The sequence below is a fragment of the Streptomyces sp. NPDC055962 genome, assembly GCF_042270185.1.
Lineage (GTDB): Bacteria > Actinomycetota > Actinomycetes > Streptomycetales > Streptomycetaceae > Streptomyces.
Genome location: NZ_JBHJYN010000001.1, coordinates 655776 through 668678, shown reverse-complemented (window position 1 = coordinate 668678; position 12903 = coordinate 655776). Strand labels below are relative to the sequence as shown.

The window sequence follows — 12903 nt, the reverse complement described above, 5'->3', positions numbered from 1 at the left end:
TGGGGCCGGTTTTTTTTTTCCCACACCGCCCCCCCCCTTAGGGCGGCGGCGGGGTCGCGGGCCCCCCCCGGGGGGGGGGGGGGGGCCGGCCCCCCCCCCCCCCCCCCCCCGCCCGTCGGTGCGCTCAGAACTTGTTGCGCGGGGTGAGCCCCAGCGACATGCCGGACAGGCCGCGCTGACGGCCGCTCAGCTTCTCCGCGATGGAGCGCAGTGCGGAGCCCGCGGGGGAGTCCGGGTCGGACAGGACGACGGGCTTGCCCTCGTCGCCGCCCTCGCGCAGCCGTACGTCGATCGGGATGGACCCGAGCACGGGCACCTCGGCGCCGACCGTCTTCGTCAGGCCGTCGGCGACCCGCTGTCCTCCGCCGGACCCGAACACGTCGACCATCTCGTCGCAGTGCGGGCACGGCATGCCCGACATGTTCTCGACGACACCGACGATCTTCTGGTGGGTCTGCACGGCGATGGAGCCGGCCCGCTCGGCGACCTCGGCGGCGGCCTGCTGCGGGGTCGTGACCACGAGGATCTCCGCGTTGGGCACCAGCTGCGCCACGGAGATCGCGATGTCACCCGTGCCCGGGGGCAGGTCGAGCAGCAGGACGTCCAGGTCGCCCCAGTACACGTCGGCGAGGAACTGCTGCAGCGCGCGGTGCAGCATGGGACCGCGCCACACCACCGGGGAGTTGCCCGGGGTGAACATCCCGATGGAGATCACCTTCACGCCGTGCGAGGACGGCGGCATGATCATGTTCTCGACCTGGGTGGGCTTTCCGTCCGCGCCGAGCATCCGGGGCACGCTGTGCCCGTAGATGTCCGCGTCGACCACGCCGACCTTGAGGCCGTCCGCCGCCATCGCCGCCGCGAGGTTCACCGTCACCGAGGACTTGCCGACACCGCCCTTGCCCGAGGCGACCGCGTAGACACGGGTCAGCGAGCCGGGCTTGGCGAAGGGCACCTCGCGCTCCGCCGTGCCGCCGCGCAGCGACGAGGCGAGCTCCTTGCGCTGTTCGTCGCTCATCACGTCGAGGGTGACCTCGACCCGCGACACGCCCTCGACGCGGGCCACCGCGTCGGTCACGTTCCTGGTGATCGTCTCGCGCATCGGGCAGCCGGAGACCGTGAGATACACGGTGACAGCGACTACACCGTCAGGATCGATCTCGACCGACTTCACCATGCCCAGTTCGGTGATCGGTCGGTGGATCTCCGGGTCGTTCACTGTCGCCAGTGCTTCACGCACCGCGTCTTCCGTAGCCATAGGACGATGGTACGGCGCCGGTACCTACGGGCGGGTAGTCCCTCCGCGGTCGGCTTCGTCACTCTCCTGGGGCAGGAGCACCCGGCGCTCCTCCATGTCCTTCACCATGGCCTCCAGCTCCGAGCGGATCCAGTCCCGGGTGGCGACCTCGCCGAGGCCCATCCGGAGTGCGGCGATCTCCCTGCTGAGGAACTCGGTGTCCGCGATGGAGCGCTCGTTCTGCTTGCGGTCCTGCTCGTGGGTGACCCGGTCCCGGTCGTCCTGGCGGTTCTGTGCGAGCAGGATCAGCGGGGCGGCGTAGGACGCCTGGAGCGACAGCATCAGGGTCAGGAAGATGAACGGGTACTCGTCGAACCGGAGGTTCTCCGGCGCGAAGATGTTCCACACCACCCACAGGATGATGATGAGCGTCATCCAGACGATGAACCGTCCGGTGCCCAGGAAGCGGGCGATCCGCTCGGAGAACCGGCCGAACGCCTCGGGGTCGTACTCGGGCAGCAGCCTGCGCCGCGGCGCCTTCGGCTGGTCGAGCCGGAAGCGCGGCGGGCGCACGAGGCCCGAGGCGCCGGTCGGCGCGGTCCGCGAACGGTCCTCAGCGGCCACCTGCGATCTCCTCCCCGCCCAGGAAGTCGGTCTCGCGCCAGTCCTCGGGCAGCAGGTGGTCCAGCACGTCGTCGACGGTCACCGCGCCCAGCAGCGAGCCGCTCTCGTCCACCACGGGCACCGAGACCATGTTGTACGCGGCCAGATAGCTGGTCACGGCGGTCAGCGGGGTGTCCGGCGCCAGGGGGACGAGATCGCTGTCGACGATGGAGCTGACGAGGGTGTACGGCGGATCCCGCAGCAGCCGTTGGAAGTGCACGGTGCCCAGGTACCTGCCGGTGGGCGTCTCGTCCGGCGACCGGCAGACGTACACCTGGGCCGCCAGAGCGGGTGACAGGTCCTGCTGGCGGACCCGGGCCAGGGCGTCCGCGACCGTCGCGTCGGGCCGCAGGATGATCGGCTCGGTCGTCATCAGCCCGCCCGCGGTCCGCTCCTCGTACGCCAGCAGCCGCCGCACGTCGGCCGCGTCGTCCGGCCGCATCAGGGCGAGCAGGCGTTCCTTGTCCGCCTCCGGGAGCTCCGAGAGCAGGTCGGCCGCGTCGTCCGGGTCCATCGCCTCCAGGACGTCCGCGGCACGGTCCTCCTTCAGCTTCCCGAGGATCTCCACCTGGTCGTCGCCGGGGAGCTCCTCCAGGACGTCGGCGAGCCGGTCGTCGTCCAGGGCCGCGGCCACCTCCGCCCTGCGCTTGGGGGTCAGGTGGTGCATGGCGTTGGCGACGTCGGTCGGGCGCAGCCGCTCGAAGGTCGCCACGAGGCTCTCGGCACCCTGCCCGTGCTCCTCCAGCGAGAAGCCGCTGATGGCCGACCACTCGACGGTCAGCGTCTCGCCCTTGCGGCGCAAAGCCCCGCCGCGTCCCTTACGCACGAAGAACTTGTCGATCTCCCAGTCGCGGCGGGCCGGGAGCTGCTGGATGGCGACGTCGAGGACGGTCACCTCCTCGTCCGTCTCCACGAGACGCACCCGCCGGTCAAGGAACTCACCGAGGACGAGTCGCTCGGTCGGGCGCTGCTCGAAGCGCCGCATGTTGACCACCCCGGTGGTGATGACCTGGCCGGACTCCACACCCGTCACCCGCGTCATCGGCAGGAAGATGCGCCGCCGGCTCACGACCTCGACGACCATGCCGAGCAGACGCGGCGGCTTGCCTCCGACCCGGAGCATCGCCACCAGATCGCGCACGCGGCCGACCTGGTCGCCGTTCGGGTCGAACACCGGTACGCCGGAGAGGTGCGACACGAAAACCCTGGGCGTCCCTGCCGCCATCCTGTGCGCCTCCCTCGGTCCTCCGTGTCCTCCTCCGCAGTGATCAGGCTAGCCCGTACCGGTCCGGGCCGCCCTGGCGGACCGTCCGTCCGGCGCTCTGCCGAACGGCGTACGCGGCACGGGTACGCTGCCGTCTGCCAACCCCCGACACACAGATGAGAGGCAGTGCGCCCGTGACCTCATCCGCCCCGGCCGGCAGGGCCCGCCGCCGGACCGCCTTCGCCGTGGTGCTCTGCGCGGGGCTGACCGTCGCGCTCACGGCCTGCGCCGGAGAGGACCCGGACCAGGGGACCAACGGCGTCGGCAAGCTGACGGCCGACCAGATCGACACCAAGGCGCGGGCCGCCGCGGAAGCCGCGGAAGCCGTGCGGCTGACGGGGAAACTGGTCAGCAAGGGCGGGACGTACACGCTGGACATGCAGCTCAGCGGCGAGGGCGGCACGGGTTCGGTCACGTCGAAGCAGAACACCTTCGAGCTGCTGCGCATCGGGGACGAGCTCTTCCTGAAGGCCGACGCCGGCTTCTGGAAGGACGAGAAGGCCGACGACGAGAGCGACCAGGCCGCCGACAAGCTCGAGGGCATGTACGTGAAGGTCCCCGAGGACGACCCCACCTACCGGCAGCTGCGCGGCTTCACGGAGAAGGAGACGCTCCTCGACGGGATGCTCGCCCTGCACGGGAAGATCAACAAGGGCGACCGGGACACGGTCGGCGGGGTGCGCACCGTGCAGATCATGGGCGGAAAGGGTGAGGGTGGCGCCCTGGACGTCTCGCTCAAGGGCACGCCCTACCCTCTGCGCGTGGCCCGGGGCGGCGGCGGCGGCACCGTCACCCTCCGGGACTGGGGCGAGAGCTTCCGGCTGGAGGCGCCGTCCGAGGACGACACCGTCGACTACGGCGGCGAGCTGCCCAGGTCGTCCGGCTGACCGGACCGGCCCCTCAGCGCCTCCCGCGGCGCTTCAGCAGCAGCCGGGGGAGCGCGGCGGGAGCCGTCCTGCGCGTGGTCGCCCCGGTGGGCAGCGGCGCCGCGGCCAGCGAACCGTCCGGCAGCTCGGTGCTCGAAGAGCCGGGCGCCAGCCGTACGACCCGGCACTCCCGCGCCCAGCGCTCCGTCAGCTGTTCGGCGTCCGGGGCGTTCAGCCGCTTGCCCTTGAGCTCGGCGACCGCCGCCTCCCACTCCGCGGAGTGCGGCTCCAGCACCGTGACGGCGGCGGTCCAGGCGACGAGCCTGCCGCCCTTGTCCTTGCTGCGCACGGTCACCTCGGCGGCGGCGCCGGCGTCGAGCCCCTCGGGGAGGGGCTGCTCCCCGGGGCCGTCGCCGACGAGCAGGGCCGCACCCTCGTGCCACACGTGCCACAGCGCCCTGGAGGCACCCGAGCCCCGCACCCAGATCAGGCCGGACTTCTTGGTGGCCTCCTCGACGAGAGCCCGGGCAAGCAACACGTCAGCAGCAGTCATGCGCGCACTCTATTAGAGCCAGCCGTTGCGCTTGAGGGTGCGGTGGATCGAGAAGCAGACGACGCCGATGAGCGCGAGCACCATCGGATAGCCGTACGTCCACCGCAGTTCGGGCATGTGCTCGAAGTTCATGCCGTAGACCCCGCAGATCATCGTCGGTACGGCGATGATCGCCGCCCAGGAGGTGATCTTGCGCATGTCCTCGTTCTGGGTGACGGTCGCCTGGGCCAGGTTGGCCTGGAGGATCGAGTTGAGGAGCTCGTCGAAGCCGATGACCTCCTCGTGCACCCGGGCCAGGTGGTCGGCCACGTCGCGGAAGTACTTCTGGATGTCCGGGTCGATCAGCCGCATCGGCCGCTCGCTCAGCAGCTGCATCGGCCGCAGCAGCGGCGACACGGCGCGCTTGAACTCCAGCACCTCGCGCTTCAGCTGGTAGATCCGGCCCGCGTCCGACCCGCGCGGAGTCCCCTTGGCGGGGGTGGAGAACACGTCGATCTCCACCTCGTCGATGTCGTCCTGCACCGAGGCCGCCACCGCGATGTAGCCGTCGACGACGTGGTCGGCGATGGAGTGCAGCACGGCGGAAGGACCTTTGGAGAGCAGCTCGGGGTCCTCCTGGAGCCGGTGGCGCAGGGCCCGGAGCGAACCCTTGCCGCCGTGCCGGACGGTGATGACGAAGTCCCGCCCGGTGAAGCACATCACCTCACCGGTCTCGACGACCTCGCTGGTCGCGGTCAGTTCGGCGTGCTCGACGTAGTGGATCGTCTTGAAGACGGTGAAGAGCGTGTCGTCGTAGCGCTCCAGCTTGGGCCGCTGGTGGGCGTGGACGGCGTCCTCGACGGCCAGCGGGTGGAGCCCGAACTCCCGGGCGATACCGGCGAACTCCTCCTCGGTCGGCTCGTGCAGGCCGATCCAGGCGAAGCCGCCCTCCTCCCGCACACGCAGCATCGCCTCGCGCGGCGTCAGGCTGGAGGCGTCGGTGAGCCGCCGCCCGTCCCGGTACACCGCGCAGTCGACGACGGCGCTGGAGGCCGACGGGTCACGGGTGGCGTCGTAGCTGTTGTACGGGGTGCTGCTCTTGCGCATGGACGGGCGCACGGCGGCGCGCAGGTCACGGATCATCGACATGGCTGGCTCCTCTTCACGGAGGGCCGTCGGCGGGCACGTGGAACAGCCCGGAATGGGGACGTGCGCTCACGTCCGCAAAGCGGGCGGCACCGCGTGGGCACGATGACGGCGTTCGCTACAGACAGGCAAAAACGCGGGGCTCTTCCGGTGCGCGAACTGCCGTGGTGACGGCCGGGAGGGGCGTCAGGACACAGAAGGAAAGCGGCGTGCGGAAGAGCGGTTGGTACTGCACGGTCGACTTGGATCCACCGCAGCCCCACCTCCTCCGGCCGGTCCCCCGTGGGGGATCACGTGTTGTCAGGACTGAGAGCGACGCTTCTGCGTGCTGTCCCGACCGACGCCTCAGGCTATCAGCCAGGTGAGGAGCCAATCCCTTCCTTTGCCCGTTCCCTACGCGTTCTATGCTCGCGGCATGGGAGAAATTCTTGATCTGGTCGAAGCCCGGCTCCGTACGGCCCTCGGGGAGCCGGACGCCCGGGCCGGGGTGACGTTCCTCGGCACGGACCGCATCGAGGTGCTCCGCTTCATCGACGGCGATGTCGTGCGCTACGCCACACTCGGTATGTCCGCCCAGCCGATGGCCGACCCGACCTCGCCCCTCGCCGACCCGGTGAAGGGCCCGCGCGCCGAGCTGGTCCTGTCCGTACGGGCCGGGCTCGCCGGCACCGACGAGGTGCTGCGGCCCCTCGCGGTGCTCGCGGCCTCCCCGCAGGTCGAGGGCCTGATCGTGGCGCCCGGGGCATCGCTGGACCTCGGGCAGCCGTTGTGGACCGGGGCCCCCTTCAGCTCCGTCCTGGTCGCCGAGCCGGGCGGCCTGGTCGAGGACCTGGAGCTGGACGCCCCGATGGAGCCGGTGCGGTTCCTGCCGCTGCTGCCGATGACGCACAACGAGGCGGCCTGGAAGCGGGTCAGGGGCGCGCAGGAGCTCCAGGAGCGCTGGCTCTCGCAGGGGACCGACCTGCGGGACCCGCTGCGCGCGTCCGTACCGCTGGACTGACGCCACCCCGGTGCGGCGGACCCCGCCGCGCGGCCGGGAAGGAGCGCGGGCGGGGCCGGGAGTCCGGAGAGCCGTCGGGCGGGTCAGTCGGCGAAGGCGGCGACGCCGTCCTCCGCCGCGTGGCGCGGCTCCAGCTCGCGCGCCTCGTGGGTCAGCGCCGTACGCCGGATCCCGATGACCGCGGCTCCGGCCAGCGCCGCGACCGCGGCCACCACGAAGGGGATGTGGATGTCGGTCCACTCCTCGATCTTCGGGGCGAGGTAGGGCGCCGCCGCAGCGGCGAACCAGCGGACGAAGTTGTAGCCCGCGCTCGCCACCGGGCGCGGCGCGTCGGAGACGCCGAGGGCCAGCTCCGTGTAGACCGTGTTGTTCATGCCGATGAAGGCGCCCGAGACGATGGTGCAGACGATGGCCGTCGTGTGGTTGCCGTACCCGAGGACCACCAGGTCGGCGGCGAGCAGCACCAGGGAGCCGCCGACGACCTTCAGCGAACCGAAGCGGCTCTGCAGGCGCGGTGCGACGAGCACCGAGAAGACGGCGAGCAGCAGGCCCCAGGCGAAGAACACCGCGCCCGACCTGTACGGCGACATGTCGAGCACGAACGGTGTGAACGCCAGGATCGTGAAGAAGGCGTAGTTGTAGAAGAACGCCGACGTGGCGACGGACGCCAGTCCGCCGTGGCCGAGCGCCTTGAGCGGGTCGAGCAGCGAGGTCTTCCGGGCCGGGCGGGGCTGTTCCTTCAGGAACGCGGTGATGCAGAGGAAGCCGATCGCCATCAGGGCCGCGGTGCCGAAGAAGGGGTAGCGCCAGCTGGCGTCACCGAGCAGGGCGCCGACGAGGGGGCCGCAGGCCATGCCGAGCCCGAGCGCCGACTCGTACAGCAGGATCGCCGCGGCGCTGCCGCCGGCGGCGGCGCCGACGATCACCGCGAGGGCGGTGGACACGAACAGGGCGTTGCCCAGGCCCCAGCCGGCCCGGAAGCCGACCAGTTCGGCGACGGACGAGGAGGTGCCGGAGAGCGCGGCGAAGACGACGACCAGCGCGAGCCCGGCCAGCAGGGTCTTGCGTCCTCCGATGCGGCTGGAGACGAAGCCGGTGACCAGCATCGCCACCGCGGTGATCAGGAAGTACGAGGTGAACAGCAGCGAGACCTGGCTGGGTGTGGCCTCCAGGCCCTTGGCGATGGACGGGAGGATCGGGTCCACCAGCCCGATCCCCATGAAGGCCACCACCGAGGCGCCCGCCGTGGCCCAGACGGCCTTCGGCTGACGCAGGATGCTGGTCGCCCCCTCGTCGAACGGATCCTCTCCCCGCATGGCTTCTCTCGCTCTCCACTAGGTAGTTGCGTTATGCACAGAATAAGTTAGCCATCCTAATAAGTGCAAGCCGCATCTATCTCCCCTGGTCGGAGCCGCGCTGCGGACGGGTGATCGTCCTTGACGCGGCGGCGGCCGGGGAGGACCGTTGGGCGTTATGAGGGGCGAACCCAGTTGCCCGAAGTGCGGTGGCCGGGTCAGGGCGCCCGGTCTCTTCGCCGATGCCTGGCAGTGTTCCGCGCACGGCCAGGTCCACCCGATGCAGCCGGTGGTCCCCCCCAGCGTCGAGGCGCTGGGCGTGGTGGTGCACCGGGCCCAGGTACCGGTGTGGATGCCCTGGCCGCTCCCGGTGGGCTGGCTCTTCACGGGCGCGGCCTACGCGGGCGACGACCGCAGCGGCGGCCGGGCGACCGCCGTCGCGTGCTCGGGCCCCGGGCCGCTCGGGGGCATGGGCGAGCTGCTGCTCGTCGCCGAGGAGCTCGGCGTCGGACTCGGCGCGCGGTACGCGGGCATCGACGGCCTCGACCCCGGCTCCGGTCTGCACGTCGACGCGGCGCCCGACGCCAAGGTCCTCGCAGCGGGGCGGCCCACCGCCCTCTGGCACGTCAAGGACGCACCCGCCGACCGGGCCGTCTTCGCGGGTGAGGCGCGCGGCCTGTGGCTCTGGGCGATCGTCTGGCCCGAACAGTCCGGACTCCTCATGTACGACGAACTGGTGCTCACCGATCTGCGCGACGCCGGCGGGGAAGTGGACCTCCTGCCGTGCGGGGCCCTCACCCCCCGGCTGCTCACGCCGCCCTGACCGGCCGGTCACGCGGAACGGGGCCGGACGGGTGACGCCCGGCGGTTATCCTTGACCGTCCCCTGTCCGTCCGCCAGCACTGGAGTACGCGTCGTGCGCATCGATCTGCACACCCACTCCACCGCTTCCGACGGCACGGACACCCCCGCCGAGCTGGTGGCCAACGCCGTCGCGGCCGGTCTCGACGTCGTCGCCCTGACCGACCACGACACGGTGGGCGGCCACGCGGAGGCGGCGGCGGCCCTGCCCGAGGGGCTCACCCTCGTCACCGGCGCCGAGCTCTCCTGCCGCGTCGACGGCATCGGCCTGCACATGCTGGCCTACCTCTTCGACCCGGCCGAGCCCGAACTGTCCCGTGAGCGCGAGCTCGTCCGGGACGACCGGGTGCCGCGGGCACAGACCATGGTGCGCAGGCTCCAGGAGCTGGGCGTCCCGATCACCTGGGAGCAGGTCGCGCGGATCGCCGGGAACGGCTCGGTCGGGCGCCCGCACGTGGCGACCGCGCTCGTGGAGCTCGGAGTCGTCGACTCCGTCTCCGACGCCTTCACCTCGGCCTGGCTGGGCAACGGCGGCCGCGCCTACGCCGACAAGCACGAACTCGACCCGCTGGACGCGATCCGGCTGGTCAAGGCCGCGGGCGGCGTCACCGTCCTCGCCCATCCCCTCGCCGTCAAGCGCGGCGAGGTGGTGTCCGAGTCCGTGATCGCGCAGCTGGCCGCCGCGGGACTCGACGGCGTCGAGGTCGACCACATGGACCACGACGGGCCCACCAGGGCCCGGCTGCGGGGTCTCGCCTCCGAGCTGGGACTGCTGACGACCGGGTCCAGCGACTACCACGGCACCCGTAAGACGGTCCGGATCGGGGAGTACACCACCGACCCGGAGATCTACGGCGAGATCACCCGGCGCGCCACCGGGGCGTTCCCGGTGCCGGGTGCCGGCGGACCGTTCCCCGTGTGACGGGGTCCCTCCCCTCCCTCTTCCTTCGTCCCCCTTCTCCTGTCGCCCCCGCGCGCCCGGACGTCCTGGCGGCGTGCCGGTGCGTGCCCCTCTGTCCGGCCCGCTCTTCTCTCGCAAGGCTCACCGTGTTCGACATCGCTGTCTTCGGATCCCTCTTCCTCACGCTTTTCGTGATCATGGATCCGCCCGGAATCACCCCCATCTTCCTGGCCCTCACCGCGGGCCGCCCCGCGAAGGTGCAGCGCAGGATGGCCCTGCAGGCGGTCGCCGTGGCCTTCGGCGTGATCGCCGTGTTCGGCCTGCTCGGCCAGCAGATCCTCGACTACCTGCACGTCTCCGTCCCCGCGCTGATGATCGCGGGCGGGCTGCTCCTGCTGCTCATCGCGCTCGACCTGCTGACCGGCAAGACGGACGAGCCGACGCAGACCAAGGACGTCAACGTCGCCCTCGTGCCGCTCGGCATGCCGCTGCTCGCCGGGCCGGGTGCGATCGTCTCGGTGATCCTCGCGGTGCAGAACGCCGACGGGACCAGTGGCCAGATCTCGGTCTGGGCGGCCATCGTCGCGATGCATCTCGTGCTCTGGGTGACCATGCGGTACTCGCTGCTGATCATCCGGGTGATCAAGGACGGCGGCGTCGTGCTGGTGACCCGGCTCGCCGGAATGATGCTCTCGGCCATCGCCGTGCAGCAGATCATCAACGGCGTCACCCAGGTCATCCAGAACTCCTGAGGCCTGAAGGTCCGGGCCTCCGGGCCCGGACGCCACAGCGCCCCCGCACAGATCCTCCGTGCGGGGGCGCTTCGTCCTTCTTCAGCTCGTCATGCGCTCATCTTCAGCTCGTCATGCACTCGAAGTCAGCGACAAAAAACAATACAAGGTGTTACGAAGCCGACGTGTCGGCCGGCCGGATGTAGATGCGCTGGCCCATTGCCGCGGCCTGCTGCACGATCCGGTTGACGGAGGCGGCGTCCACGACGGTGGTGTCCACGGCGGTACCGTCGACATCGTCGAGTCGCATGATCTCGAAGCGCATATGGCTTCCCTTCGTCTGATCCTCCTGCTGGAGAACTACTGGGAGGACGGGCTGGCCGTCCTCAAGGATGGGGAGCGCAAGGCGTCCGCGTCTCGCGCTCCACAAGGGGTACAACGACTTGCCTACCGCAAACATTCCCTACGCTAAGGAAATTTTTTGGATGTCTAAGTACCCGTCGGTAATCGGCCATGCGCAGACAATGAGGCCCGCATGAGTCACGCGGACCCGCGGACGGACGAGGAGTCCGGCATCCGTGAACAGCTGGACCGCACCAACGAGCTGCTCCAGCGCGTCCTCGCCGAGGTGTCGAAGACCCCCTCCACCCACGCGATCTTCGTGGACGCGGGCTACGTCTACGCGGCGGCCGGGCTCCTCGTCACGGGCACCGAGGACCGCCGGTCCTTCGACCTGGACGCCGAGGGCCTGATCGAGGCCTTCATCGACAAGGCCCGTACGATCTTCGCCGACAGCAGGCTGCTGCGCGTGTACTGGTACGACGGGGCCAGGCGCCGCATCCACACCGTGGAGCAGCAGTCCATCGCCGAACTCCCCGACGTCAAGGTCAGGCTGGGCAATCTCAACGCCAACAACCAGCAGAAGGGCGTCGACTCACTCATCCGCACCGACCTCGAGTCGCTCGCCCGGCACCGTGCCATCAGCGACGCGGCGCTCGTCGGCGGCGACGAGGACCTGGTCTCGGCCGTGGAGGCCGCCCAGGGCTACGGTGCCCGGGTGCACCTCTGGGGCATCGAGGCGGGCGAGGGCCGCAACCAGGCCGAGCCGCTGCTCTGGGAGGTCGACAGCCAGCGCACCTTCGACCTCGACTTCTGCCGCCCCTACGTGACCCGGCGCTCCGTGACGATGTACGAGGACGACAGCCCCGCGCCCGCACGCGAGGACGTGCGGTTCGTGGGTGCCCAGATCGCCGCCGGCTGGCTCTCCACACGCGGCCGTGAGGCCCTCGCCGACCTGCTGCCCGGGCACCCCTACCTCCCCGGCTCCGTCGACCAGGACCTGCTCGTCGAGGCCGAACGGCTCCTCCAGCACTCGCTGCGCGGCCACGCCCACCTGCGCCGGGCACTGCGCGACGGGTTCTGGCAGCACCTGCAGGCGCAGTACTGACACAGGCCGATCCGGCGGGCGGACCGGCCCGCCTACGGGCGGGTCCGCACGGGGGAGGGCGTCAGGCGCCCTTCCAGAACGAGACGAGCGCGGCCGCGGTCTCCACCGGACGGGCCGTGTTGGGGGAGTGCTCGGCGCCCGCGACGACGGTCCGGCGGGCGCCCAGCCGTTCGGCCATCGCGTCGAGCAGCGGCACCGGCCAGACGTCGTCGCGCTCGCCCGAGATCACGTGCACGGGAAGGGACAGCGCGGCCAGTTCGGCCACCCGGTCCGGCTCGCACGACAACTGCGCGCCCGTGGCGGCCAGCTGTGCCGGGTCGTGGCGCAGCCAGCGGCGGCGCAGATCCTCGCCGTCGCCGGTGTCCGCGTCCTCCGGCGGGTCCATCGCCCGCATCATCCGCCACACCTCGTCCATGCTCCAGCGGCCCACCGAGTCCCCGAGGAGCCGCGCCTTCTTCTGCTGGGCCGGGTCGATCTCGGCGGGACCGGACGACATCAGGGTGAGGGAACGGAAGGGCGCGGCGTCCATGAGCACCGCGGCGCGGGCGATCTGGCCGCCCAGCGAGTGGCCGAGCAGATGGATGCCGCCGGGGACCGGGGCGCCGTCGGCGGAGGCCGCCTGGGCCAGCACGTCACGGGCCAACTCCGCCTGCGCGTAGGACTCCTGGCGCCCCGTCCCCGCGGTCTCGTACTGCCCCCGGCCGTCGACGGACAGCACCCGGAAGCCGGCCTCGGCGAGCGGTTCGAGCAGGGCGATGAAGTCCTCCTTGCTGCCGGTGTACCCGGGCAGCAGGAGTGCCGTGGAGTGCGCGCCGCCCTGAGGCGCGGCATCCAGCACGGCGAAGTCCCCGCGCCCGGTCCGCAGTACGCGGGCGCGGGCACAGGGGGGCGGGGTGAAGGTGGGCGGCCTGCTCATGGGCCCGAGCGTATCGCCGGAGGTCCGGACGCGCCCGGGCAGAC

At 71.2% G+C, this 12903-nt stretch carries 14 protein-coding genes; 6 read left to right on the top strand and 8 right to left on the bottom strand.

All coding sequences use genetic code 11. The features are described from left to right. Positions 1-124: 124 nt before the first annotated feature. The 3 genes from ACFC51_RS02965 to ACFC51_RS02955 are packed head-to-tail and all read right to left on the bottom strand — an operon-like array spanning position 125 to position 3125. A complete protein-coding gene (locus tag ACFC51_RS02965) occupies positions 125-1258 on the bottom strand; it encodes an Mrp/NBP35 family ATP-binding protein (RefSeq protein ID WP_376380097.1) in 1134 nt (377 codons plus the stop codon). A gap of 24 nt (positions 1259-1282) precedes the next feature. Continuing rightward, complete coding sequence (locus tag ACFC51_RS02960) at positions 1283-1861, bottom strand: DUF1003 domain-containing protein (RefSeq protein ID WP_376380100.1); 579 nt, start codon at positions 1859-1861, stop codon at positions 1283-1285. Then, positions 1851-3125, bottom strand: a complete 1275-nt coding sequence (locus ACFC51_RS02955) for a magnesium transporter MgtE N-terminal domain-containing protein (RefSeq protein ID WP_376380103.1) — start codon at positions 3123-3125, stop codon at positions 1851-1853. The genes ACFC51_RS02960 and ACFC51_RS02955 overlap by 11 nt, the downstream gene beginning before the upstream one ends. Positions 3126-3298: 173 nt before the next feature. On the opposite strand from ACFC51_RS02955, the gene ACFC51_RS02950 reads away from it, so the two are divergent. Next, the gene (locus ACFC51_RS02950) at positions 3299-4051 is read left to right on the top strand and encodes a hypothetical protein (RefSeq protein WP_376380105.1); all 753 of its coding nucleotides are present in this window, start codon (positions 3299-3301) and stop codon (positions 4049-4051) included. 13 nt (positions 4052-4064) lie between these two features. Here ACFC51_RS02950 and ACFC51_RS02945 read toward each other — a convergent pair whose 3' ends face one another. Together ACFC51_RS02945 and ACFC51_RS02940 are read right to left on the bottom strand one after the other, a co-directional pair. Next, complete coding sequence (locus ACFC51_RS02945; RefSeq protein WP_376380108.1) at positions 4065-4583, bottom strand: hypothetical protein; 519 nt, start codon at positions 4581-4583, stop codon at positions 4065-4067. Positions 4584-4595: 12 nt separating this feature from the next. Next, entirely contained in the window at positions 4596-5711 is a 1116-nt protein-coding gene (locus ACFC51_RS02940; protein ID WP_376380111.1) for a magnesium and cobalt transport protein CorA, read from the bottom strand. A 412-nt stretch (positions 5712-6123) separates the two neighbouring features. On the opposite strand from ACFC51_RS02940, the gene ACFC51_RS02935 reads away from it, so the two are divergent. Then, the gene (locus tag ACFC51_RS02935) at positions 6124-6708 is read left to right on the top strand and encodes a suppressor of fused domain protein (protein ID WP_376526700.1); all 585 of its coding nucleotides are present in this window, start codon (positions 6124-6126) and stop codon (positions 6706-6708) included. Between the two features lie 83 nt (positions 6709-6791). On the opposite strand, the gene ACFC51_RS02930 is transcribed toward ACFC51_RS02935, so the two are convergent. Continuing rightward, positions 6792-8024 carry an MFS transporter gene (locus ACFC51_RS02930; protein ID WP_376380117.1) on the bottom strand — a complete coding sequence of 411 codons (1233 nt, stop codon included), beginning with the start codon at positions 8022-8024 and terminating at the stop codon, positions 6792-6794. Between the two features lie 157 nt (positions 8025-8181). Between ACFC51_RS02930 and ACFC51_RS02925 the strand changes: the two genes are divergently transcribed. From ACFC51_RS02925 to ACFC51_RS02915, 3 genes are all read left to right on the top strand, one after another. After that, positions 8182-8826 (top strand): DUF6758 family protein, encoded by a 645-nt coding sequence (locus ACFC51_RS02925; RefSeq protein ID WP_376380120.1) that lies wholly within the window; start codon positions 8182-8184, stop codon positions 8824-8826. 93 nt (positions 8827-8919) lie between these two features. After that, positions 8920-9786, top strand: a complete 867-nt coding sequence (locus ACFC51_RS02920; RefSeq protein WP_376526697.1) for a PHP domain-containing protein — start codon at positions 8920-8922, stop codon at positions 9784-9786. A gap of 125 nt (positions 9787-9911) precedes the next feature. Beyond that, positions 9912-10517, top strand: a complete 606-nt coding sequence (locus tag ACFC51_RS02915; RefSeq protein ID WP_014154224.1) for a MarC family protein — start codon at positions 9912-9914, stop codon at positions 10515-10517. A 151-nt stretch (positions 10518-10668) separates the two neighbouring features. Here ACFC51_RS02915 and ACFC51_RS02910 read toward each other — a convergent pair whose 3' ends face one another. After that, positions 10669-10821 carry a hypothetical protein gene (locus ACFC51_RS02910; RefSeq protein WP_376380126.1) on the bottom strand — a complete coding sequence of 51 codons (153 nt, stop codon included), beginning with the start codon at positions 10819-10821 and terminating at the stop codon, positions 10669-10671. Between the two features lie 210 nt (positions 10822-11031). Between ACFC51_RS02910 and ACFC51_RS02905 the strand changes: the two genes are divergently transcribed. Then, entirely contained in the window at positions 11032-11943 is a 912-nt protein-coding gene (locus ACFC51_RS02905; RefSeq protein WP_376380129.1) for an NYN domain-containing protein, read from the top strand. A 61-nt stretch (positions 11944-12004) separates the two neighbouring features. On the opposite strand, the gene ACFC51_RS02900 is transcribed toward ACFC51_RS02905, so the two are convergent. Continuing rightward, a complete protein-coding gene (locus ACFC51_RS02900) occupies positions 12005-12859 on the bottom strand; it encodes an alpha/beta fold hydrolase (protein WP_376380132.1) in 855 nt (284 codons plus the stop codon). Between the last annotated feature and the right edge of the window lie 44 nt (positions 12860-12903).